Annotated in this window: 23 protein-coding genes and 2 tRNA genes; 12 read left to right on the plus strand and 13 right to left on the minus strand. The window is 68.2% G+C overall.

What is annotated here, in order from left to right; genetic code table 11:
- Positions 1–43 precede the first annotated feature (43 nt).
- Entirely contained in the window at positions 44–214 is a 171-nt protein-coding gene (locus C8P66_RS23960) for a hypothetical protein (RefSeq protein ID WP_158537357.1), read from the minus strand.
- Between the two features lie 113 nt (positions 215–327).
- On the minus strand, positions 328–801 hold the full coding sequence (locus C8P66_RS22570; protein ID WP_245903747.1) for an Lrp/AsnC family transcriptional regulator: 474 nt from the start codon (positions 799–801) through the stop codon (positions 328–330).
- 119 nt (positions 802–920) lie between these two features.
- Between C8P66_RS22570 and hppD the strand changes: the two genes are divergently transcribed.
- Positions 921–2,021, plus strand: coding sequence for a 4-hydroxyphenylpyruvate dioxygenase (hppD, locus tag C8P66_RS22575; protein WP_111400552.1), 1,101 nt, complete (start codon positions 921–923; stop codon positions 2,019–2,021).
- On the opposite strand, the gene C8P66_RS22580 is transcribed toward hppD, so the two are convergent.
- The gene (locus C8P66_RS22580) at positions 1,982–2,398 is read right to left on the minus strand and encodes a hypothetical protein (RefSeq protein WP_111400553.1); all 417 of its coding nucleotides are present in this window, start codon (positions 2,396–2,398) and stop codon (positions 1,982–1,984) included. The two genes, hppD and C8P66_RS22580, sit on opposite strands and share 40 nt — an antisense overlap.
- A complete protein-coding gene (locus C8P66_RS22585) occupies positions 2,388–3,719 on the minus strand; it encodes a FliI/YscN family ATPase (protein ID WP_111400554.1) in 1,332 nt (443 codons plus the stop codon). Before C8P66_RS22585 ends, C8P66_RS22580 begins: the two co-directional genes overlap by 11 nt.
- 132 nt (positions 3,720–3,851) lie before the next feature.
- Here C8P66_RS22585 and ctrA point away from each other — a divergent pair, with 132 nt between their 5' ends.
- Positions 3,852–4,583, plus strand: coding sequence for a response regulator transcription factor CtrA (gene ctrA, locus C8P66_RS22590; protein WP_111400555.1), 732 nt, complete (start codon positions 3,852–3,854; stop codon positions 4,581–4,583).
- A gap of 24 nt (positions 4,584–4,607) precedes the next feature.
- Here ctrA and C8P66_RS22595 read toward each other — a convergent pair whose 3' ends face one another.
- Together C8P66_RS22595 and C8P66_RS22600 are read right to left on the minus strand one after the other, a co-directional pair.
- Positions 4,608–6,935, minus strand: a complete 2,328-nt coding sequence (locus tag C8P66_RS22595; protein WP_111400570.1) for a transketolase — start codon at positions 6,933–6,935, stop codon at positions 4,608–4,610.
- Between the two features lie 136 nt (positions 6,936–7,071).
- A complete protein-coding gene (locus C8P66_RS22600; protein WP_111400556.1) occupies positions 7,072–8,469 on the minus strand; it encodes a malonyl-CoA decarboxylase domain-containing protein in 1,398 nt (465 codons plus the stop codon).
- 88 nt (positions 8,470–8,557) lie between these two features.
- On the opposite strand from C8P66_RS22600, the gene C8P66_RS22605 reads away from it, so the two are divergent.
- The 5 genes from C8P66_RS22605 to C8P66_RS22625 all read left to right on the plus strand — a co-directional run bounded on the left by C8P66_RS22605 (position 8,558) and on the right by C8P66_RS22625 (position 10,005).
- The gene (locus C8P66_RS22605; RefSeq protein WP_111400557.1) at positions 8,558–8,929 is read left to right on the plus strand and encodes a VOC family protein; all 372 of its coding nucleotides are present in this window, start codon (positions 8,558–8,560) and stop codon (positions 8,927–8,929) included.
- 40 nt (positions 8,930–8,969) lie between these two features.
- Entirely contained in the window at positions 8,970–9,437 is a 468-nt protein-coding gene (locus C8P66_RS22610) for a DUF192 domain-containing protein (protein WP_111400558.1), read from the plus strand.
- A gap of 49 nt (positions 9,438–9,486) precedes the next feature.
- Positions 9,487–9,560: transfer RNA gene (locus C8P66_RS22615), tRNA-Pro, on the plus strand.
- Positions 9,561–9,594: 34 nt separating this feature from the next.
- A complete protein-coding gene (locus C8P66_RS22620; protein WP_111400559.1) occupies positions 9,595–9,918 on the plus strand; it encodes an ETC complex I subunit in 324 nt (107 codons plus the stop codon).
- 10 nt (positions 9,919–9,928) lie between these two features.
- A tRNA-Arg gene (locus C8P66_RS22625) sits at positions 9,929–10,005 on the plus strand.
- 38 nt (positions 10,006–10,043) lie between these two features.
- Here the strand turns inward: C8P66_RS22625 and C8P66_RS24190 are convergent.
- Together C8P66_RS24190 and C8P66_RS22640 are read right to left on the minus strand one after the other, a co-directional pair.
- Positions 10,044–10,511, minus strand: a complete 468-nt coding sequence (locus C8P66_RS24190; protein WP_211314247.1) for a hypothetical protein — start codon at positions 10,509–10,511, stop codon at positions 10,044–10,046.
- A 66-nt stretch (positions 10,512–10,577) separates the two neighbouring features.
- On the minus strand, positions 10,578–11,480 hold the full coding sequence (locus C8P66_RS22640) for an AraC family transcriptional regulator (protein ID WP_111400561.1): 903 nt from the start codon (positions 11,478–11,480) through the stop codon (positions 10,578–10,580).
- 96 nt (positions 11,481–11,576) lie between these two features.
- Here C8P66_RS22640 and C8P66_RS22645 point away from each other — a divergent pair, with 96 nt between their 5' ends.
- From C8P66_RS22645 to C8P66_RS22655, 3 genes are all read left to right on the plus strand, one after another.
- Positions 11,577–12,317, plus strand: coding sequence for an SDR family oxidoreductase (locus C8P66_RS22645; RefSeq protein ID WP_111400571.1), 741 nt, complete (start codon positions 11,577–11,579; stop codon positions 12,315–12,317).
- A 317-nt stretch (positions 12,318–12,634) separates the two neighbouring features.
- Entirely contained in the window at positions 12,635–12,994 is a 360-nt protein-coding gene (locus tag C8P66_RS22650; protein WP_146423033.1) for an NAD-dependent epimerase/dehydratase family protein, read from the plus strand.
- Positions 12,995–13,068: 74 nt separating this feature from the next.
- A complete protein-coding gene (locus tag C8P66_RS22655; protein WP_158537358.1) occupies positions 13,069–14,007 on the plus strand; it encodes a LysR family transcriptional regulator in 939 nt (312 codons plus the stop codon).
- 16 nt (positions 14,008–14,023) lie between these two features.
- On the opposite strand, the gene C8P66_RS23685 is transcribed toward C8P66_RS22655, so the two are convergent.
- Entirely contained in the window at positions 14,024–14,560 is a 537-nt protein-coding gene (locus C8P66_RS23685; protein ID WP_146423035.1) for a nuclear transport factor 2 family protein, read from the minus strand.
- Between the two features lie 255 nt (positions 14,561–14,815).
- Positions 14,816–17,140, minus strand: coding sequence for an HAD-IC family P-type ATPase (locus tag C8P66_RS22665; protein ID WP_111400565.1), 2,325 nt, complete (start codon positions 17,138–17,140; stop codon positions 14,816–14,818).
- 262 nt (positions 17,141–17,402) lie between these two features.
- On the opposite strand from C8P66_RS22665, the gene C8P66_RS22670 reads away from it, so the two are divergent.
- A complete protein-coding gene (locus C8P66_RS22670) occupies positions 17,403–18,269 on the plus strand; it encodes a DMT family transporter (RefSeq protein WP_111400566.1) in 867 nt (288 codons plus the stop codon).
- Here the strand turns inward: C8P66_RS22670 and C8P66_RS22675 are convergent.
- The 3 genes from C8P66_RS22675 to C8P66_RS22685 all read right to left on the minus strand — a co-directional run bounded on the left by C8P66_RS22675 (position 18,266) and on the right by C8P66_RS22685 (position 21,138).
- Positions 18,266–19,354 carry a 4-oxalomesaconate tautomerase gene (locus tag C8P66_RS22675; protein WP_111400567.1) on the minus strand — a complete coding sequence of 363 codons (1,089 nt, stop codon included), beginning with the start codon at positions 19,352–19,354 and terminating at the stop codon, positions 18,266–18,268. The two genes, C8P66_RS22670 and C8P66_RS22675, sit on opposite strands and share 4 nt — an antisense overlap.
- Positions 19,351–20,067: a PIG-L deacetylase family protein gene (locus tag C8P66_RS22680; protein WP_111400568.1), complete on the minus strand. Its 717-nt coding sequence runs from the start codon at positions 20,065–20,067 to the stop codon at positions 19,351–19,353. The genes C8P66_RS22675 and C8P66_RS22680 overlap by 4 nt, the downstream gene beginning before the upstream one ends.
- 123 nt (positions 20,068–20,190) lie before the next feature.
- The gene (locus tag C8P66_RS22685) at positions 20,191–21,138 is read right to left on the minus strand and encodes a LysR substrate-binding domain-containing protein (protein ID WP_111400569.1); all 948 of its coding nucleotides are present in this window, start codon (positions 21,136–21,138) and stop codon (positions 20,191–20,193) included.
- Positions 21,139–21,333: 195 nt separating this feature from the next.
- Between C8P66_RS22685 and C8P66_RS24195 the strand changes: the two genes are divergently transcribed.
- On the plus strand, positions 21,334–21,614 hold a 281-nt coding region (locus C8P66_RS24195), incomplete at its 3' end, for a hypothetical protein (RefSeq protein ID WP_211314248.1).

Consider the following 21,614-nt stretch of genomic DNA (forward strand, 5'->3'; position numbering starts at 1 on the left):
CCATCGCCAATCGTCCCAAACAGAGCAAAATGCCCAGCAATGCTCAGGCGAAAGCCAGGAAATCGGCCAATCTCGACACGTATTTCCGCAGCCTGTTAGGGCGCCGAGGTCGCCGCCGCCTTCCCGGGCCACAGCCGCGCCCCAGCATCACCACCCAGATCAGCAGCGTGGTGACGCCGCGCATCAGCTCGCTGATCGCGAACATGCCGATCATGGTCGGGATGAAGTTGACGCCCGACCATGATCGACATTGTCGGTTGGTCCCAGGTCCGCTCACAGGATCGAATCCAGCACACCACGCGGCAAAGCGGAGGCCGCAGCCGAGGGCTAGACCGGCACCTCGCCTGGCTGCTTCAGCGCGCTGAGCACAAAGGAGGAGCGGGTTTCCTTCACCCCCGGCATCCGCAGCAGGGCCTTCAGCGCGAATTCGGCATAAGCCTCGAAGTCGGCGGCCACGACATGCAACATGTAATCCATGTCACCCGACATGACGTAGGCGGCCAGCACCTCGGGCCGTTCGGCGATGGCGGTGTGGAAGGCGCGGGCGACCTCCTCCGCATGGCTCGCCAGGGCCACCTGCACGAAGGCATGCAGCGGCAGCCCGACGCGGCGCGGATCGAGGATGGCGGCATAGCGGGCGATGACGCCCTCCTCCTCCAACCGCTTCACCCGCCGCTGGCAGGGGGTGGCGGAGAGGCCGACGCGCTCGGCGAGTGCCACGATCGGCAACCGCCCGTCGCGCTGCAATTCGCGCAGGATGCGGCGATCGGCGGCGTCCAGCACAGGCGGAGCGGATTTCACCACAAGAACCTCCTGCATTGGGGAATATCGGTCGAACACCCCGCGATACTGCGCGGCATTTGCCGGAAAACGCCAGCGCGACAGGGGTAATGTCGCGCACCATTCCCAGAGGTTCCGCCATGGACATCCCCCCCGACCGCACCGCCATCGCCGGCGCCATCAGCGACGCCAATCCGATGGGCACCGATGGCTTTGAGTTCGTCGAATTCACCGGCCCGGACGTGGCGCATCTGGAGGCGCTGTTCACCCGCATGGGCTTCTCCGCCGTGGCACGGCACCGCGGCAAGGCGGTGACGCTGTGGCGCCAGGGCGATGTGAACATCGTGCTGAACGCCGAGCCGGATTCCTTCGCGCAATCCTTCCAGCGTGTGCATGGCCCCTGCGCCTGCGCCATGGCGTTTCGCGTCGCCGACGCGGCCCAGGCCTTTGAGCGCGCGGTGCGCCTCGGCGCCCGGCCATTCCATGGGCGCGTCGGGCCGATGGAGCTGAACATCCCCGCCATCGAGGGCATCGGCGGCAGCCTGATCTATTTCGTCGATCGCTACGGCGAGCGCGGCAGCATCTGGGATGTCGATTTCCGCTGGCTCGGCGAGCGCGATGCGCGCCCGACCGGCCATGGCCTGACCACCATCGACCATCTGACCCATAATGTGCATCGCGGCCGCATGGATGCCTGGTCCGGCTTCTACGAGCGGCTCTTCAATTTCCGCGAGATCCGCTACTTCGACATCGAAGGCAAGCTGACCGGGCTGAAGTCCAAGGCGCTGACCAGCCCCTGCGGTCAGATCCGCATCCCGATCAACGAAAGCAGCGACGACAAAAGCCAGATCGAGGAATTCCTGCGCGTCTACAACGGCGAGGGCATCCAGCACATCGCCATGGGCACCACCGACATCCATGCCTCGGTGGAGGGGATGCGGGCCGATGGCGTGGCCTTCCTCGAAACCCCCGCGACCTACTACGAACTGCTGCCGCAGCGCCTGCCGGACACGGGCGAGGATATCGCGCGCCTGGCCGCCAACAGCATCCTGATGGATGGCTCGCCGAGCGGCGGACGGCTGTTGCAGATCTTCACCCATACGGTGATCGGCCCGATCTTCTTCGAACTGATCCAGCGCAAGGGCGACGAGGGGTTTGGCGAAGGCAATTTCCGCGCGCTGTTCGAGAGCATCGAACTGGATCAGGTCCGGCGCGGGGTGCTGACCGCCGCGGCGGAATAGACCGCCTCATCCAGCCGCAGCGCCTCGCGGCGCTGGGCGTCGCAGCGGGCCTCCTCGGCGCGGCGTTCGGCCATGCGTTCCACGCCGCGCGCGGCGGTGCGGGCGGTGGTGAGGGCGGCCAGCGCCTCCCGCCGCCGGGCTTCGGCGAAGCCGGCGTCGCGCGTGGCGATGTCGCGCGCCATGCGGCCGCGCGGCAGCCAGGCGGCGTAGTGGGTGGCATCGCCCGCGGTCAGTTCGCTGACCAGCGCCGCCGTCGCGGCCTGGACGCGCGCGGTGGCGGCGGCCTCGCGCAGCCCCGCGTCATGCAGCGCGAGGCGCGCGGTCGCGACCTCCAGCCGCCGCAACCGCCCGATGGTGCGCAACGGGTCACGCGCCATCGGCGGGGTCCTTGAGAGCTTCGGCCAAGGCGGCGAAGGCTTCGGCCACGGTGCCGCGATCGCCCTTCTCCTGCGCCAGCACCGCCTCGATCCGCGGCGCCAGGCGCAGGGCGCGATCGGCGGCGGGATCGGCGCCGGCGCGCCAGGCGCCGAGGCGCACCAGCTCCTCCATCTCATCCGCCAGGGCCAGCAGTTTCCGCGCCTCGCGCACCAGCGGGCGCTCGGCGGGGTCCAGACACCCCGGGGCGGTGCGCGAGAGGCTGCGCAGCACGTCCACGGCGGGGTAGCGCCCGGCCTCGGCGATGCGGCGGTCGAGCACCACATGCCCATCCAGGATGCCGCGGACGGCGTCCGCGATCGGCTCGTCATGATCGTCGCCCTCCACCAGCACGGTGAAGAGGCCGGTGATGGAGCCGGCGCAGCCCTGCGGCCCCGGCCCCGCGCGTTCCAGCAGCCGCGGCAATTCGGCGAAGACCGAGGGCGGGTGGCCGCGCGTCGCGGGGGGTTCGCCGGCGGCCAGCCCGATCTCGCGCTGGGCCATGGCGAAGCGGGTGATGCTGTCGATCAGCAGCAGCACGCGGCGGCCCTCGTCGCGGAAATGCTCGGCGACGGTCATGGCGGCATGGGCGGCTTCGCGGCGCATGGCGGGGGCGGTGTCGGAGGTCGCGCAGATCACCACGGCGCGGGAAAGTGCTGCGGGACCGAGGTCGTCCTCGATGAACTCGCGCAATTCGCGCCCGCGTTCGCCGACCAAGCCGAAGACGACGACATCCGCGCTGGCATGGGCGAGCATTGCCAGCAGCGTGGATTTGCCGATGCCGGAGGCGGCGAACAGGCCGAGCCGCTGCCCCTCCCGGCACGGCGCGAACAGGTTCAGCGCCCGCACGCCCAGATCCAGCCGTGCCCCCAGCCGGCCCCGCGTCCCGGCCGGGGGCGGGGCCGCGCGGGGTGCGCGCGCATGGGGCCCGGGTGCTGGGGCCGGGCGGCCGTCCAGCGGGCGGCCCAGCGGGTCCAGCACCCGGCCAAGCCAGGCCTCGGAGGGCGACAGCGCCTCGCCCGGCAGCAGCCGCGCCGCGATGCCGGGGGCGAGGCCCTCGACCGGGCCGAAGGGCACCGCCTCCACCCCTGCCCCATCGAAGCCGACCACCTCGGCCAGGGTCTGCGCGCCGATCCGCAGCCGCGCGCCCACCGGGGGCAAAGGGTCGAACCCCTTGAGACGCAGCGCCATGCCGCGAAGCCTGTCCAAAGACCCGATACATACCTGTGGTTGTAGACCGCCGAGGGCGACGGCGGCGTCACGGGCCTTCAAGGCAATGCGCATCGGAGCATCCTGCAATCTGTTAACTTCTAACGAGATTGTCTATTTCTTGATACGAACAAAGCATGAAAAATCGCTGGACGACACACGTAAAAGTGGTGGAGAACACTCGCGTTGCGTGTGGAGGCCAAAAAAATGCGCGTCCTTTTTTGCGAAGACGATCTCACGACCCTGCGCGGTGTCTCGATGATGCTCAAGCAGGCACAAATGATGGTGGACACGGTCGATACGGGTGAGGAGGCGCTGGAGCTGGCCAAGCTCTACGACTACGACATCATCCTGCTCGACCTCGGCCTGCCGGATATGGAGGGCTATGAGGTGGTCCGCCGCCTCCGCGCCGCCCGGCTGGAAACGCCGGTGCTGATCCTCTCGGGGATCGGCAAGCCGCAGGCGCGGGTGAAGGGCCTGGGCCTCGGAGCCGATGATTTCATCGTGAAGCCCTTCGACCCGCAGGAGCTGGTGGCGCGGATCCAGGCGATCGTCCGCCGCGCCAAGGGCTTCAGCCGCCCAACCCTGCAGGTCGGCGGGCTGGTGCTCGACCTCTCCGCCCGCGCGGTGACGGTGGAGGGCCGGCCGGTCCATCTGACCGGCAAGGAATACGCCATCCTGGAACTGCTGACGCTGCGCCGGGGCATCGTGCTGACCAAGGAGGCGTTCCTGAACCACCTCTATGGCGGCATGGACGAGCCGGAGGTGAAGATCATCGACGTCTTCATCTGCAAGCTGCGGAAGAAGCTCGCCCAGGCCGGCGCCTCGGATCTGATCGGCACCGTCTGGGGCCGCGGCTACGTGCTGCGCGATCCCGCCGCCCATGCGGCACGGCTCTCGGGCGGGCTGTCCGGCCTCGTCACCGCCCGCGCCGCCTGAAGCACCTGGACCCTGCCGGCGCCGTCAGGCCAGAAGGGCCTGGGCGCAGGCATCCAGGATCGCATCCACATCCAGCCCATAGGCACGGTACAGATCGGGCAGGTCGCCCGACTGGCCGAAGTGATCGACGCCGAGCGGCACCACCCTCTGCCCCCGCACCGCCCCCATCCAGGCATGGGCGGCCGGATGGCCGTCCAGGATGGACACGAGGGCCGCCCCCGGTGCCAGCGGCGCCAGCAGCCGCTCGATATGGGAAGGCGGGGTTCCGGGCGCCGAGCGCGCCGCACGGCGGGAGGCAAGCCAATCGGCATGCAGCCGGTCCGGGCTGGTGATCGCGAGCAGCCCCGCGCCGGGCTCCTCCGCGATCAGCGCCTCGAAGGCTTCGGTCGCCTCGGGCGCGATCGGCCCCTGATAGGCAATCGCGATGCGTGCCCCCGGTGCCGGCGGCACCGCCCAATACCCCCCGGCAATCACCGCCGCCGGGTCCAGCTTTCGCGCGGGCTGCATCAGCGCGCGGGTGGAGAGCCGCAGCCAGACGGCGCTGCCGTCGGGTTTCTGCATGTGGTCGAAGGCATGGCGCATCAGGATCGCCAGCTCATCGGCATGCGCGGGCTCGAAGCTCGCGAGCCGGTCGGCGGCCATGCCGATCAGCGGCGTGTTCACGCTCTGATGCTGGCCGCCCTCCGGCGCCAGGGTCAGGCCCGAGGGCGTGCTGACCAGCAGGAAGCGCGCATCCTGGTAACAGGCATAGATCAGCGCATCGAGGCCGCGATTGACGAAAGGATCATAGACCGTCCCCACCGGCAGCAGCCGCGCGCCATAGAGCCGGTCCGCCAGCCCCAAGCCCGCCAGCACCAGGAACAGGTTCTGCTCGGCGATCCCCAGTTCCACATGTTGCCCATCCGGCGACATGCCCCAGCGCTGCGCCGAGGCGAGCTTGGCATCGCGGAACACATCGTTCTTGCGGTGCCGGTCGAAGATACCCCGCCGGTTCACCCAGGGGCCGAGGTTGGTGGAGACGGTGACATCCGGGCTCGTGGTCACGATCCGCTCGGCCATCGCGGCGAATTCGCCGTTGCCGCGCCCGATCTCGGCCAGGATCTCGCCAAAGGCGGCCTGGGTGGAGAGCCCCCGCCCCGCCCCCGGCTTCGGCACCGGAAGCAACGCCGGGATCGGGATCGCCGGCGAGGAGAGCAACCGCCCGCCCGGCGTCAGCGGCGTCGCGAAGGGCACCGAATCCACGAAGGCGCGCAGCTCTTCCGCCGGGATATCCAAGCCCTCGAAGGCATCCCACTCATGCCCGTCGCGAATCCGCATCGCCTCGCGGAACACGCCCATCTGTTCCTTGGTCATCAACCCGGCGTGGTTGTCCTTATGCCCGGCGAAGGGCAGGCCCATGCCCTTGATGGTATAGGCGATGAAGCAGGTCGGCTGGTCGCCGGCCGCATCCTGGGCCCGGAACGCCTCCATCACCGTCTCGACGTCATGCCCGCCGAGATTGGTCATCAGGCTGGCCAGCTCGTCATCGGTCAGCGGATCGATGATCGCCCGCACACCCTCGACCCGCCCAAGCTCCGCCAGCAGCGCCGCCCGCCAGGCGGCCCCGCCCTGGAAGGTCAGCGCGGCGTAAAGGCTGTTGGGGCAGTCATCGATCCAGACCCGCAGGGCATCGCCCTCCGGCCGGGCAAAGGCCGCGGTCAGCTTGCGCCCGTATTTGAGCGTGACGACATTCCAGCCCATGTCGCGGAACAGCCCCTCGATCCGGCCGAACAGCCGGTCGGGGACCACGGAATCCAGGCTCTGGCGGTTGTAGTCGATCACCCACCAGACATTGCGGATGTCGTGTTTCCAGCCTTCCAGCAGGGCTTCGTAGATATTGCCCTCATCCAGCTCGGCATCGCCGACCAGCGCGATGTGCCGCCCGGCCGGCAGCCCCGGGGGGGTCAGCCCCTTCAGCCGCACATAATCCTGCACCAGGCTGCCGAAGGAGGTCAGCGCGACGCCAAGCCCGACGGAGCCTGTGGAGAAATCCACCTCCCCGCCATCCTTCACCCGGCTCGGATAGGGCTGGATGCCGCCGAAGGCGCGCAAGGTCGTCATCCGCTCGGCGCTCTGCCGGCCGAGCAGCAGGTTGATCGCGTGGAACACCGGCCCCGCATGCGGCTTCACCGCCACCCGGTCCTCGGGCTTCAGAATGTCGAAGTACAGCGCCGTCATCACCGCCGAGATCGAGGCGCAGGAGGCCTGATGCCCGCCGACTTTCAGCCCGTCGCGATTGGGGCGGATGTGGTTGGCGTGGTGGATCATCCAGGCGGAGAGCCAAAGCAGCTTGCGCTCGATGGCCCGCAGCATCTCGACGCGCCGCGCCTCGTCGCCCAGAACGTCCCGCTTCGGCTTCGCCTGCACTGTCATTTTTTCGTCCCGACCGCTTCCAGGGGGCAGGATAGGTGCCGTCGGCGCCCGCGGCCAAGCGCCGCGGTGCCATGCGTCAGGCGCGGGCGAGCTTCCGCAAGGCCGGCATGGCCGCCCGCTTGCCCTCGCCGGCATAGGCTTCGTGGTTCGCCTCGATCTTCTCGGGGTCGTAGAGGTAGTTGACCATCAGCCCCAGGCTCTCGCGGAACCCCTTGTCCGAGGTGTCGCCGCGCAGGTTGATGCGTTCGAGCCGCGCGCCGTTGGAGAGGTGGAAATGCGCCACCGGATCGCGCGCCCGCTTCGGGTTGCGCCCGGCCTCAAGCAGCACATAGCGGGCACAGAGGCGCAGCAGCACGGCCTCGGCCTTGGCGACGGCGGCCTCATCCTTCGTCACCACGCCGCGCCGCAGGGCGACAGCACCGAGCGCCGCGCCGAGCCCATCGGCATGCGGTGCCGCGGCGCGCAGGGTCTCGACCTCGCCTTCCAACAGCAGCGCCTCGCCCTGGTCCGACAGCGCGCTGGTCAGCCAGCGGCGGAAGCCTGGCAGCGGCGACAGCGTGCTGAACTGCTTCAACCCGGCGAATTCATGCCCAAGCTCGGTCACCACACGCTTGATCAGGAAGGAGCCGAAGGAAATCCCGTCCAGCCCGCGCTGGCAGTTGTTGATGGAATAGAAGATCGCGGTATCGGCCTGCCGCGGGTCCAGCACCGGGGCGTTGTGGTCGAGCAGCGCCTGCACATTGCCGGAGATGCCCTGGACCAGGGCGACCTCGACGAAGATCAGCGGCTCCTGCGGCATGCGCGGATGTACGAAGGCATAGCAGCGGCGGTCGGAATCCAGCCGGTTCTTCAGGTCGCGCCAAGTGCGTATCCGATGCACCGCCTCATAATCGACCAGCTTCTCCAGCAGCGCGGCCGGGCTGGTCCAGTCGATGCGACGCAGTTCCAGGAAGCCGATGTCGAACCAATTGGCCAGAAGCCCACGCAGATCGGCCTCCAGCGCCGCGAGCAACGGGTCGGCGGCATGGGCGAGCAGATCGGCGCGCAGATCGACCAGGAACTTCACGCCATTGGGGATCGAGGTGAACTGCATCAGCAGCCGGATGCGCGGCGGCTCCAGCATCCGCCGCAGCCGCGATTTGGCGGCGGCGAGGGCGGCGATATCCTCGGCCACCGCCAGGGCGGCCGCGGCCTCGGTCACCGCCGCGGCATCGGAATCGAAGGCCGCGAGGGTGCGGAGGAACTCGACCCGCCCGGCCTCGTCGCGCGCCAGATAGGCTTCCGCGAGCCCCGCCGCGCGGGCCCGGGCCGAGGATTCGCCCCCCCGCCCGGCCAGGCAATCCTGCATGCGCTGGGCGAGATCGGCCTCGACAGCGCCGGCGCCCACCATGCCCGCCATATCGGTCCAGAGCCCACGCACGCGACGCAGCGCGCGGTTGAGCAGATTTGCCTCGGCGGGGAGAAGGTCTGGCATCTGGCGTGCGTCTGACATGATGTGAAACATAGAGTGATCGCCCCCGGGAGGGAAGGACTTCCGCCGGGGATTTTCAGGGGAAGACGCCATGACGCGCGGCCGCTTCGAACAGCAGATCGTCTGGATGTATTCGGACGATCTGGCCCGCCATGCCGCCTTTTACGAGGAGGTTATGGGCCTGCCCCTGATCGCCGACCAGGGCGCCTGCCGCATCTTTCGGGTCTCGCCCGACGGCTGCCTCGGGCTTTGCGACACGGCGGGGCGGCCGCGCGGGACGGATGGGTTCCTGTTCACCTTCCTGGTCGCGGATCTGGCGGCGACCCGCGCCGATCTGGCCGCGCGCGGCGTGCGGTTCGAGACCCCGCCGGGGGGTGCGGGCGGCCCCGGGGTCCACTCGCATTTCTTCCGCGACCCGCAAGGTTACTGGCTTGAAATCCAGGCGCTTGCCGACCTCGGCTGACGCGATGACAGGCCCTCGGGCCCGTGGCATCGTCCGCCCCATGATGCGACGCGCCCTGCTTGCCCTCTTCCTCCTCCTGCCCGGGGCCCTGGCGGCCCAGACGGGGCCGCAGCCCCGGCTGCCGACCGAGCCCCTGACCATCGTCACCCGTGACGGCACGCGCCACGCCTTCAGCGTCGAGATGGCAATCGCGCCCGACCACCAGATGACCGGGCTGATGTTCCGCACCGAGGTGAAGCCGGACGAGGGGATGTTGTTCGACTGGGGGCGGGTGCAGGAGAGCAACATGTGGATGCGGAACACGCTGGTTTCGCTCGACATGGTGTTCATCTCCGCCGAGGGGCGCATCCACCACATCGCCGAGCGCACCACCCCGCGCAGCCTCGCCACGATCTCCAGCGGCGGGCCGGTCCGCGGCACGCTGGAACTGGCGGCGGGGACGGCGGAACGCCTCAAGCTGCGGGTTGGCGATCGCGTCGAACAGCGCATTTTCGGCACGGCGCCCTGAACCGTCATTCCTCCCGGCGCAAAAACCCTCTAAGCACCGCTGCGTCGGTCGGGGCGTAGCTCAGTCTGGTAGAGCGCTACGTTTGGGACGTAGAAGTCGCAGGTTCGAATCCTGTCGCCCCGATATCCCGCCATCGAGGCCCGTCATCGAGGATTGCATGAGCCAGACGCGCATTGCCCGCATCCGCAAACTGCCCCGCTCCGCGATGCAATCCGGCCGCGCCGCGACCGAGGGCTGGACCCTGGATTTCCCCACCACCGAGGCCAAGCGCACCGATCCGCTGACCGGCTGGTGGGGCTCGGGCGATACCGAGGCGACCGAGGTCGCGCTGCATTTCCCGACCCGCGAGGCAGCGCTGGCCTATGCGGCAGGCCAGGGCCTCGCCTATGAGGTCGAGGAGCCACCCGCGCCGCGGGTGATCAGGCCCAAGGTCTATGCGGAGAATTTCCGTTACGGCCGGGGCGAAAACTGGACACACTAGGTTTCGGCGAGCGCCCGTAGCTCAGTTGGATAGAGCAGCGGCCTTCTAATCCGCGGGTCGGGGGTTCGACTCCCTCCGGGCGCGCCATTTCGGTTCAAAGCTACGAACGCCAGCAGCCGCCGATTCTACGCTTGCAGCGGCGGCAAGTGCCGCAGCAGCTCGGTCTTCGAGCCCGTCAAGCGAATCTCGCTTTTGCTGACCACCTCGACGCGCTGGGCAAGCGCTCGCAGGTGGTCCCGGCGGCACGTTCCATCTTCGCTCTTGATCTGGCGGCGAGCGGCCAGCGCGAACCGCTGTACCCGTCCGGCGGGGGCCGCCTGTTGGGCGCATGGCCGGCGCAAGCTGTTCAATCTGGCCGAGGTCGCCCGCGCACCGTTGGCCGCCGACCTACAGCAGACCGCCGCCGCCATCACGCCGTGGTTCTCGCCGAATGGATACGTGAAGCCCGCAGGCTTCTGCAGCCAGACCGCCTTCCTGATCGGTATGCGGGCTAGGAAGCGGAGCTCCCCAAGATTTGGAAGTGACCCAGTGGTCAGAAGCTTACGCTTGGCACCCGCTTGGCGATGATCTTCGGGCTCGCGGGTGCTCGGCATGACCTCGCCGAGAAGCAGACTTTCAGAATGTCGCAGAAGGGGTGGGTTGCGGGCATTCCGCCGCTCCTAGCTGGCAAGCGCTCGTGCGTAACCACCTGGTGCTCGACCCACATATCGGCTGAACGCGGTGCTGAAGGTGCTCGCCGAACTGTACCCGACCCGTTCGGCGACCTCGGAAAGCGTCACGTCGCGGCGGCGTAGCAAGTCTTTCGCAACGGCCATCCGCCAAGCGAGGAGGTACTCCATCGGCGGCACGCCGACGATGCGCATGAAGCGGTCAAAGAAGGCCGAGCGCGAGAGCGCGGCTTCCCGCGCCAGTTCGACCACCGTCCAGGGACGGGCGGGATCGCCATGCATCCGCCGTATCGCGGCCGACACGCGCGTATCCGCCAGGCCGCGCAGCAGCCCCGGCGGCGTGTCATCTCCCTGCAAGGCCCGCAGCGCCTCGATCAGCAGCACCTCCACGAGGCGCGAGAGCACGAGATCGCGGCCCGGCCTGTGTTCGCGGGCTTCCTCGCCCACGAGCCGCGTCAGCGTCGTGAGCCGGTCGGCGCCGCGCATATGCACGAGCGCCGGCAACAGCGACACCAGCAACCCAGCGTCGGGCGAGTCGAAGACGAAGTAGCCGCCGAGCAGTCGGACATCGGGATCGCCATCGGGCCTTCCGTGGCGGACCTCGTCGACCGGCGCCGGCGCCGCCTTGGGATCGATGACCTCCGGCGTCACCGGCTGGAAGCCCGACATGACGAAGCCGGGCGTGGCCGGCAGGAGCACGAAGTCGCCAGCCTCCAGCGTGATGGGCTCCTGGCCATCGACATGGAGGCGACAGCTGCCCTCCAGCACCGTGCAGAAGCTGGGCTCGCCAAAGTCGGTGTAGCGAACGCCCCAGACGCCGGCGCCGCTGATGCCCTTGGCGAATACGGCTCGCGGCCGGAGCAGCGCGATGACTTCGGAGAGTGGGTCGGTCATGTTCCGGACTATAGCCAATGAAATGTGGACTTCAAATCGTAGATGGTCCGGCATCCTCCGCGTAATGTCGCGTCATCGAAATTGAAGGACACCGCCATGAAAACTGTACTGATCACGGGCTGCTCGTCGGGCTACGGCCTGGAAACCGCGCGCCATTTCCTGGCCAAGGGATGGAACGTCATCGCGACGATGCGGACGCCGCGCGCGGGAATTCTGCCGGATAACGATCGCCTGAGGGTGCTGCCGCTGGATGTCACCAGCGCCGAGAGCATCGCGACGGCCCTCGACGCGGCCGGCCCCATCGATGCGCTGGTCAACAATGCCGGGATCGGCGTCATCGGCGCGCTCGAAGCCACGCCCATGTCCAAGACGCGCCAGGTGTTCGAGACCAACACCTTCGGTGTGATCGCCATGACCCAGGCCGTCGTGCCTCAGTTCCGCGAGCGAATGTCCGGCGTGATCGTCAACGTGACGTCGAGCGCGACGTTGGCGCCCATGCCCCTGGCTTCGGTCTACACGGCCAGCAAGATGGCGATCGAAGGATTCACGGGATCACTCGAGCATGAGCTCCGCGCCTTCAACGTGCGCGTCAAGCTGGTCGAGCCCGGCTATGGCCCTACGACCCGCTTCACCCAAAACACGGACGTGCGCCTTGAGGACGTGATTCCGGAAGCCTACGCGCCCTTCGCGCAGCCGATACTCGCGGCCTTCGCCCAGCCGGCGCTGGTGACGACCGAGGCCGACGTGGCGGAGGCCGTATGGCGTGCCGCGAACGATGAGTCCGGGCAGCTGCGATTCCCGGCCGGCCCCGACGCCGTGGCGCTGGTCCGCGAATAGGGCGCCTCACCAATATCCACAACGGCTCGCTTCCAGTCCAAAGGACCCTCAGCGCAGCCGGCCGGCGACCCTGCCGGCGGCCGTCGCGTTCGAACGGTACGATATCCTCAACCCGGACGACGTGAGCCGGGCGGTCCAGCGCGCGAGCCAGGTCCTGCTCGCGGTCGCCTTCGCCTATAACTCCCGGCTGTGGCGCACCGCCTGGCCGACGGCCATGCGCAATATTGTCGAGGCCTGCGCCGCGGGTCGGCGCGCGGGTGGTCTTTATCGACAACCTCTACCAGCTGGGACCGCAGAGCGAGCCGCGGCGCGAGGACATGCCCCTGACCAAGCGGGGCGGAAAGCCCGCGGCGCTGGCCGAGACGACCCGCATCTGGATGGGCGCGTCGGACCGGGTGCGCTTCGCCGCCCTGCGCTGCACCGACTTCTACGCCCCGGGCGTGGTCGTATCGCATCTGGGCGCCAGCGCGCTGGGCGAGGTGGCCAAGGGCAAGGCCGCCCAGTTGGGCGTGCCGCCCGACACGCCGCACGACTTCGCCTATGTCCCCGACATCGCCAGGGCCGCCCTGACCCTGCTCGACGCCCCCGACAACGCCTACGGCCAGGCTTGGAACATGCCGTGCGCCCCGACCCGCACCCCGCGCGAGATCCTGCAACTGGGCGCCGCCGCCGCTTGAATGCACCTTCCGCGCGAATGTGCGACGGGCGTGCGCTTTGGCGAGATCGTCAGCTGAATGGTAGAGCTGCTGGCATGCCGCTGACTGAACTTGATATTTCTCTTCCCCAGCTTCGATGCTTCGTCGCGGTGGTGGACGCCGGGTCGCTGGCGGAAGCCGGCCGCCAACTCGGGATGTCGACGGCCAGCGTTTCCAAAGCGATCGCGCGCCTGGAACAGACGTCGGGCGTGAAGCTTCTGCACCGTTCGACCCATGCTGTCTCGTTGACCCAGGACGGGGCGCAGCTGATTGAGCTGGCGCGCGAAGTGGTGCGGGCCGCCGGCGACTTCAGCCGATCGGCGGGGGCACAGAATCTAGAAAGCGCCGCTGGCTGGGTACGTGTCGCAGCGCCCGTCGCCTTCATGCGCGATGTACTGACATCGCTTTTTTCGGAATTCAGCCGCGAGAACCCCTCCATTCGGCTCGATCTTCGGGCGGGAAACGAACTGGTTGACCTGGCCAAGGACGGCGTCGATCTTGCGATCCGCAGCGGTTCTCTGGTCCGCGTGCCAGGTCACCTGCAGACGGCCTGGTTCAAGTTTCCTTGGGTCGTTTGCGCCTCTCCGGAGTACCTCAAGGGGCGTGAGTGGCCAGAACAGCCGAGTGACCTCGCCGCGCACAAGCTGATCGGCTTTCGAAACCAGCGCACCGGCCAAGTTCGTCCGTGGCGGTTTCGTCAACCCGGCAACGCAGGCGATGCCGTTCAGGTCGCACCCGACGCATCGACCATCTTCGACGACGGTGCTTCGGCGTGGAAGGCCGTCGTACACGGTGCGGGCATCGCGTCCGCACCACTCTGGCTGGCCGCGGATGATCTCAGAGCGGGACGCGCTGTTGAGCTCCTTCGTGATTGGCGCGACGCCGACGTGACGATGAACTTCTTGCGTCGCGACCGGCGATTGACGCCCGAGCGCGTCGACACCGTCATCGCTTATCTTCGCGCGCACGCGCCGCAGCTGGCGGACCTGTTCTGACGCTGCCGAATATTCGCTACTTCACCAATTGCGCTTCCACCCGGACGAACATGAGAATGCTCTCGATGCGGCCCTGTCCGTCGTAGGCGAGCGCGTCATAGCCCCAGAACCCCGGTTGGCCCTGAGCATCGACGAGCTGCCAAGTCGCAAGCCCATGGTTTTCCCAGCCCAGCATCTCGTTCAATCGGAACGACCCGCCGGGGTTGTTCTGCTGGAAGCCCTGCAGATGTACCGCCACATCCGCCAATCCGCGTCGGGTCTGCGTAGAGTTGGTGAACACGATGTGTTCCGACAGGCTTTCACGGAGGAGCTTTGCTCGCTCATCGTCGGGAACAGCCGACCAAGCGGCGAGATAGGTTTCGTAGGTCTTGACGCGTGGATCTGACATTGGCTCCAGCTTTTTCGTGGGAGAGGGAGGGGAGGCTCGGCCGGGCGTCACCCATCCGACGAGCAGGAGCGCGGCGGCGCCGACCGCGGCGCGCAGCGAAGTCGGCCGCTCGCACTCATCGTTGGCTGCCGGGGCGGTCTGGTAGATAGGATCGCGGCTTCTCACGATTTAGGTGTGCCTGATCCTGCTGCGGTCGCGAAGCCGCTCACGAAGCAAAGCAGTGTTGCCCTCGTGAGGCATCCAGCTCGGCTTCCCTGACGACCTCTGAACACCTCATCGACGGGGAAGCAGCGCTTTACGCGGGGCCAGGGATATGTCCGGTCGAATTGGGGGCCGCTCCGGTCGTGGATATTTCGGCGGCCGAGCCGCACGCGGGCGCCGGTTCGCGCGTCACAAGTTCTGAATCCAATTTCCGCATGGTCAGGCGATGGCGAGGCGCCGGAACAATATGACCTTCACCGTGTCCAGGCAGATGGCCAGGACGACTGCCGCGCCGAATACGCTGGCTACGATCACTGCCGGCAAAGGCGCCATCAGGCCGCCCCGGGTCGCCAGCGTACTGAAGAGCGCGATGTCCAGGACGGACGACACAACCAGCCAGGCGCCGGGACGCGAGCTCCACAAATGCCGCCGCTCGCGTGAGACATAAAAGACCGCTTGTCCGCTGTAGACCAGCGTAACGACCGCCAGCGTGCGCAAAGCAGCGCTGTCGAGGTGGAGGATAAAGCGCCCGACCGCAAGACTGGCGATACAGAAGACGAGATCGCAAAACCCCAGGACGACGCCGGCGATGGTGAGATTGCCGACCCGCCAGACGTTGGGGAGGGGCGAGGGGCGCACATTGTCGGTCGCCGACGACAGGGCGAAGAAATCGCCGGCGACCATCATCATCACCATGAGCAGTGGCGTCAGGATGGCGGTTCCGGAAATGACCAGCCCGGCGAGCAAGAACAGCACCTGGACGACCTTGTGGATGATCGAGCGAAACGTGAAGGTCAAAATTCGCTGGAACGTCGCGCGCCCTTCCTGCACGGCGGCGACGACGCCGCCGAGACCGGGTTCGGTCAGCACGATCCCGGCCGCCGATTTCGCAACGTCAGTCGCACTGAAGACGGCGATGCCCATCTGAGCCTGCCGCAGCGCCGGCGCATCATTGGCGCCGTCCCCACACATGCCGACCACATGGCCGCCGCGTTGAAAGGCCTGGACCAGCGCGTACTTGTCCTCGGGCAGGACGCCGGCAAACACGCCAAAGTCCTCGGCGCGAATTTCGGCGGGCAGCGGCGCGATCGTGCAGATCGGACCGGTGATCCCGACCGCGTCCGCAACAACGCGCGCTGTCACCGGCGCATCGCCCGTCACCATGACCGTCCGCACGCCAAGTCCGCGCAACTGGGCAATGAGCGCCGCCGAATCCTCGCGCGGCGGATCGCTCAGCGCGATCACCCCGGCGATGCGCAGCGGCTCGGCCGCCCCCAGTGCGACGACGAGAACGCGGAAGCCTTTGGCCTGGAGTTCTTCGACGATCGCCGCGGCGGGCGGAGAGGCTTCTGCGGTCGCCGAGACGGCGGCGAAGGCGCCCTTGACGATCCTCATCGAGGCGCCTTCGGCGTCGATCGCCGCAGCCTCCGACATCTTCCGCGTGGGATCGAAGGGCGTGAAGGAGACGAGCTTCCAGCGCGCCAGATCGGCCGGCTTGGACGCAGCGCGGATTGCGGCGTCCAGAGGGTCGGCCCCGCCATCGGAACTCGCCAAGGTCGCCATGGCCAGGACCTGCGCCTCGTCGAAGCCCTGCAGCGCGCGACAGGCGGTCACGGCCAGCTCATTGCGCGTCAGGGTGCCGGTCTTGTCTGCGCAAAGAACGTCCATCCCGGCGGCTTCATCGAGCGTCGACAGATGCGTCGGTAGAACGCCGCGCCGCGCCACGGCCCGCGCCCCGACCGTCGCGGCGAGCGTAAACATCGACGGGAGCGCCACCGGAATCGAGGCCAGGACGGCGACCAGCACCAATGGTGCGATCTGCGACAGCGGCATGGCCAAATGTATCGAGTAGGCGATCAGCAGCACGGTCACGCCGCCGTTGAAGAACGCGAGGTTGCGCACCACGCGAAAGATCGCCTTCTGCTCGGTGCTTTCGACATGGGCGGCTCGGATGAGTTGGGCGCTGAGCCCAAACTTGGTGCGCGCGCCCGTCGCGATGACTTCGGCCACGGCTTCGCCTCGCCGGATGAGCGCGCCGGCATAGGTCTCGAAGCCGGGCTCAGCTTCGGTGGGCACGGATTCGCCGGTAAGCATCGATTGATCGACGAGAACGGCTCCTTCGATCAATCGCACGTCGGCGGGAACGACGGCGCCCAGCGACAACTTGACCACATCGCCTTGCACCAATTCGGGAGCAGGAAGCGTTTCCCAAACGCCGTCGCGCAGCGCCGATGCGGTCACCGCGAGACGGGATTTCAGGGCGTCGAGCGTCGCCTGGGCGCGGCCCTCCTGGAAAAATCCCAGCCCCGCATTGAAGACCAACAGAAACGCGATGACCGAAGCTTCCACATATTCGCCGAGCACCAATTGCAGGACGACCGCCGCCTCAAGCATCCACGGAACCGGCGCCCAGAACTTTTTCAGGGCGCGATTGATCGGGTGCTGAACCACATCCTGAACGACGTTCGGGCCATTCGCCGCGAGCCGTCGACCAGCCTCGCCACTCGTCAAGCCGATCGCGGGATAGGGCGCTAATGTACTCATCGAGGTACTTTCTGGTGGCAACGGCTCAGCAGGCGCCCACGGGGCTAGATGCGCAACACCCTCTCGGCGGTTCGGCTGGGCCGCTGCCGATAGGCGGCGCGAAGCCCTGCCTTGCTCTCGTCGGTCGTCGGGACGTTCACATAGGCAGCGCCTCGAAGCTGGCGCGCCCACCTTGCACGGTTGGCCAGGGCAACGCGCCGCGGCGATTGCCCCAGGGCCCATCTGGCCCGAAGAGTGTTGGCGAACCGATGCGGCAAGACGTGTGACCTCTTCCGAACCGCGCACCCTCCTCGGCATCCTCTGCATCTGTTTCGCGGGTGTGCTCTTCGCCATCATGGGCGGCTTCGCCAAGACGCTGGGCGCCGAGTACTCGACGCTGCAGGTCTCCTGGGCCCGCGCCTTCGTGCATCTGGTCTTCCTCGCCGCGGTGTTCCTGCCGCGATCCGGGCTGACGGTCCTGCGCAGCCGGCGGCCACGGCTGCAACTGGTGCGGGCGATGACGCTGACCGGCTCCAACCTGTGCTTCTTCCTGGCGGTGTCGATGATCCCGCTGGCCAAGGCGGCGGCGATCTCGCTCTCCGCCCCGCTGATCGTCGCCGCCCTGGCCTGGCCGATGCTGCGCGAGCGCACCACGCCGATGCGCATCGCGACGGTCGTGGCGGGGTTCATCGGCGTGCTGGTGGTGATCCGGCCAGGCGGAGAGCTGTTCCAGCCGGCCTCGCTGCTCGTGCTCGGCTCGGCCAGCTTCTATGGCGTCTATCAGATCCTGACGCGGCGGATCGCGCCCTTCGATTCCCCCGCGACCTCGGCGCTCTGGTCGCCGCTGGTGGGGGCGGTCGGGCTGCTCGCGGTGCTGCCCTTCGTCTGGCGGACGCCGGCGAGCCTCGGCGATCTGGCGATGTTCCTGGCCTGCGGCACGCTGGGGGCGATCGGGCACTACTTCGTCGCCCGCGCCATGACCTATGCCGCGGCGAATGTGATCTCGCCCTTCGGCTACTTCCAGCTGCTGAGTTCGGTGGTGGTCGGCTGGCTGTTCTTCGACAATTTGCCCGATGGCGGCACCTGGATCGGCGCCGCCATCATCGTCGGCTCGGGGCTGGTGCTGGCCTGGGACCAGCGGCGGCGCTAGGCCCAGACCGCCCGCGGCACCATCACCTGCCCGCGCATCAGCAGCCGCGCCGTCCGCAGCAGCGCCGAACGACAGATCTCGGGCACCGGCCCGTCCCCGCCCATCTCCATCTCGACGGTGAAGAAGCCGGTCGGATGTTCCACCTCCAGCCGCGCCGTCGCCGCCCCTGGCGGGACCACGGCGATGCCTTCGGCGACGGAGCCCGGCAGCATGCAGCCGGTCGCGACGCTGACCGCGCCGAGCACGCCGATCGCCTTATGCACCCGATGCGGGATGAAGGTGCGGGTGCCGACCGCGCCCCCCTTCACCGGGGCGGAGAGCAGGGTCATCTTCGGCACCGTCTTCTTGGTGACGTCGCCGAGATTCATCGCCCGCCCCGCCTCCAGCCGCACCGCCTCGACGCGCGCCTTCAGCACAGGGTCGTTCTCCATCGCGACCGGGTCCTCATCGCCGCGCACGCCAAAATCGCTGGCGCGCAGCAGGACGACGGGCATGCCATTGTCCACGCAGGTCGCCTCGAACCCCGCGAAGACGTCGAGCACATTGCCGGTCGGCAGCAGCGCGCCGCAGGTGCCGCCCGCGACATCCAGGAAGTCCAGCGGGATGGGTGCGGCGCTGCCCGGCGCGCCATCGATCCGTGCATCGCCGTCGTATTCGACCTCGCCGCCCGGCGTCTGCACCGCGGCGATCGCCACCGCGGCGCTGTTGACCATATGGATGCGGACGCGGGTCAGATCCCCGGTCGCCGCGACAAGCCCGGTCTCGATGGCAAACGGCCCGACGCCCGCCAGGATATTCCCGCAATTCTGGCTGGCATCGACGCGGGCCTCATCCACCACGACCTGGAGGAAGAGGTAGTCCACATCGCAATCCGGCCGCGTGGACGGCCCGATGACCGCAACCTTGCTGGTCAGCGGATCGGCGCCGCCCATGCCGTCGATCTGGCGCTTGTCCGGCGAGCCCATCGCCGCCAGCAGCACGGCGTCGCGGGTCGCCACATCGGCGGGCAGGTCGCGGGCGTGAAAATACAGCCCCTTCGACGTGCCGCCCCGCATCACCGCGCAGTCGATGGCGCGCTGCTTCACGCGAGGCTCTCCACCACATGCGGGAAGACCGCCTCATAGGCCTCGCCATAGGTGCATGTCTGCTCGCTGTTGCGGGCGGTCTGGTTGCCCCGGTTCATCGCGACGCGGGTGTAGTAGTCCCAGAGGTGCTCCTGCCCCGCCATGCATTCGATGGCCGCGCGTTTTTGGGGCCACACGCTGTCGATCGACATCAGCACATTGGGGTTCCAGCTGGAGCGCTCGGTCTGGTGCGGTTCATACAGATAGACCTGCGGCGCCCCGATGACCTTCTGCTCGGGGTTGTGGCCATGCGCCTGGGCGATGACGCGGGCGTGCTGGGCGAACTCGTTGGTCATGGGATGGTCGAAATTATATGGGTCCTGGCGCGAATGGGTCATCACGAAGGATGGACGGATCGTGCGGTAGACATCGACCATGCGGAACAGATGCTCGCGCGTCAGCTCCATCGGGTAGTCGCCCAGGTCCCAGAACTGGATGTCATGCACGTTGAGGTGCTTCGCCGCGGCCGCGGCCTCGGCCTGGCGCTCGGATTTCACCCGGTCCAGCGTCATCCCCGGCAGGCGCCAGAGCTTGGCACTCTCCCCGCGCTCGCCAAAGGACAGGCAGATCACCGTGACCCGGAAACCCTTCGCGGCATGCAGCGCGATGGCACCGCCCGCGCGCCAGACGAAATCGGCCGAATGGGCACTGACGACGAGGGCGGTCTTGGTCATGGGACACTCCGGTGATGGCGGCACCTTGTCACGGCCGCGGTTCCTGCGCTTGGGGGAGGCAGCCTCCCCGCGCCCCGGCTAAGCCAGGCGCGGTCGCTTGTCCTATCGCTTTGCCCCCATGGCCTATGCCCAACCGGCATGGCGGTTCGGCATGGCCTCCAATTCGGCGAGGTAGCCGCGCAGGCTGTCCGTCAGCGCCTCCGCCGCCGGGCCAAGCGGACGGTCGGCGCGGCGGATGATCCCCGCCGGGCGGCGCGGCGCGGGCACCGGCAACGCCAGCGGCCGGATCGTGCCGCGCAGCAGGTCGCCCGCCAGCATGTTCAGCGGCATCACCGAGACGAGGTCGGTGGTGTGCAGCATCTCGCGGATGAATTCATAGGAGGAGGAGCGCAGCGCCATCGTGCCGGGCAGCCCGAGCAAAGCGAGCAATTCATCGATCTCGACGCCGACACGCTGGCTCACCGTCGGCAGCACCAGGCCGTAGCCGGCGATGCGGGCGGGGCTCGCGCCCTCCGTCAGCGGATGGCCGGCGCGCACGAGCAGAGAGATCGGCTCCTCGTACAGCGTCTCCCGCACGAAACTATCCGGCACCGGCGGGTCGTAGAGCCGGCCCACGATCAGGTCGATCTCCCCCGCGGCAAGGCGGGGCAGCAGATCCTCGGTCCGCCCCTGCACCATGCTCACGATCAACGCCGGGTGGCGTGCGGTCAGCCGTGCCATCACCCCCGGCAACAGCCCCGCCGCCGCGACCGGCAGCGCGCCGAGCGCCAGCGTGCCATGGGCGGCCACCGCCAACCCGTCCAGCTCCCCATCCAGCCGGCGCAATTCCGCCAGGACCTTCCGGGCGGTCGCGATCAGCGCGGCGCCGGCCGCCGTGGGCGTCACGCCGCGCGAATGCCGCTCGAACAGTGGCATGCCGGCGACGGCCTCGGCCTCGGCCAGGCTGCGGGACAGCGCGGGCTGCGCGATCCCGAGCGCCGTCGAAGCCTTCAGGATGCTGCGCTGCGTGCCGATCGCATCGACGGCGCGGAGCAAGCGCAGCTTCAGCCGTTGGTCCAGATGGCGGGTCAAGGACGGAGGACTCTCCAGGCTTCCGGCTCCCAGGCCGGTGGCTGCGCATGCGCCGTGCCCGGGTGTCCCGCAAGGGACGCCAGGGGAGCGGCGGCCAGGGCCGCGCGGACTGCGGGGGCAGGGATCGGGGTGTCGCGATTTTTCATTGGTGCCGAGGCGGCTTGCTTAAGGGAAAGGGTGGCCTTGCCGCGCCCCATGGGCAAGCGGGATTTCGTCCCCGCCCGCCTCCCCGGCCCCGGCCATCTGGCCCAGAGCGGTTTCCGTTCGCTTGCGCTCACATCAGCCGCTCTGGCTTGTTGTTTTGTCGCATTTTCCGAGTCGTCGGGTGACTCCACCCGACTTGAAAATGCTCTAGCAGTCTGTCGGATTCACTTTGCCTTTCTGATTTGTCAAACTGCGGTTATGGCGACCTTCGTATCCTACAATCGCGACCAGGCATTCCTGTTGCCTCCGGACCTCAAGGCGTGGCTGCCCGA

Origin of the sequence: Humitalea rosea (genome assembly GCF_003253705.1) — a bacterium.
In the GTDB taxonomy this organism is placed as follows: Bacteria; Pseudomonadota; Alphaproteobacteria; order Acetobacterales; family Acetobacteraceae; genus Humitalea; species Humitalea rosea.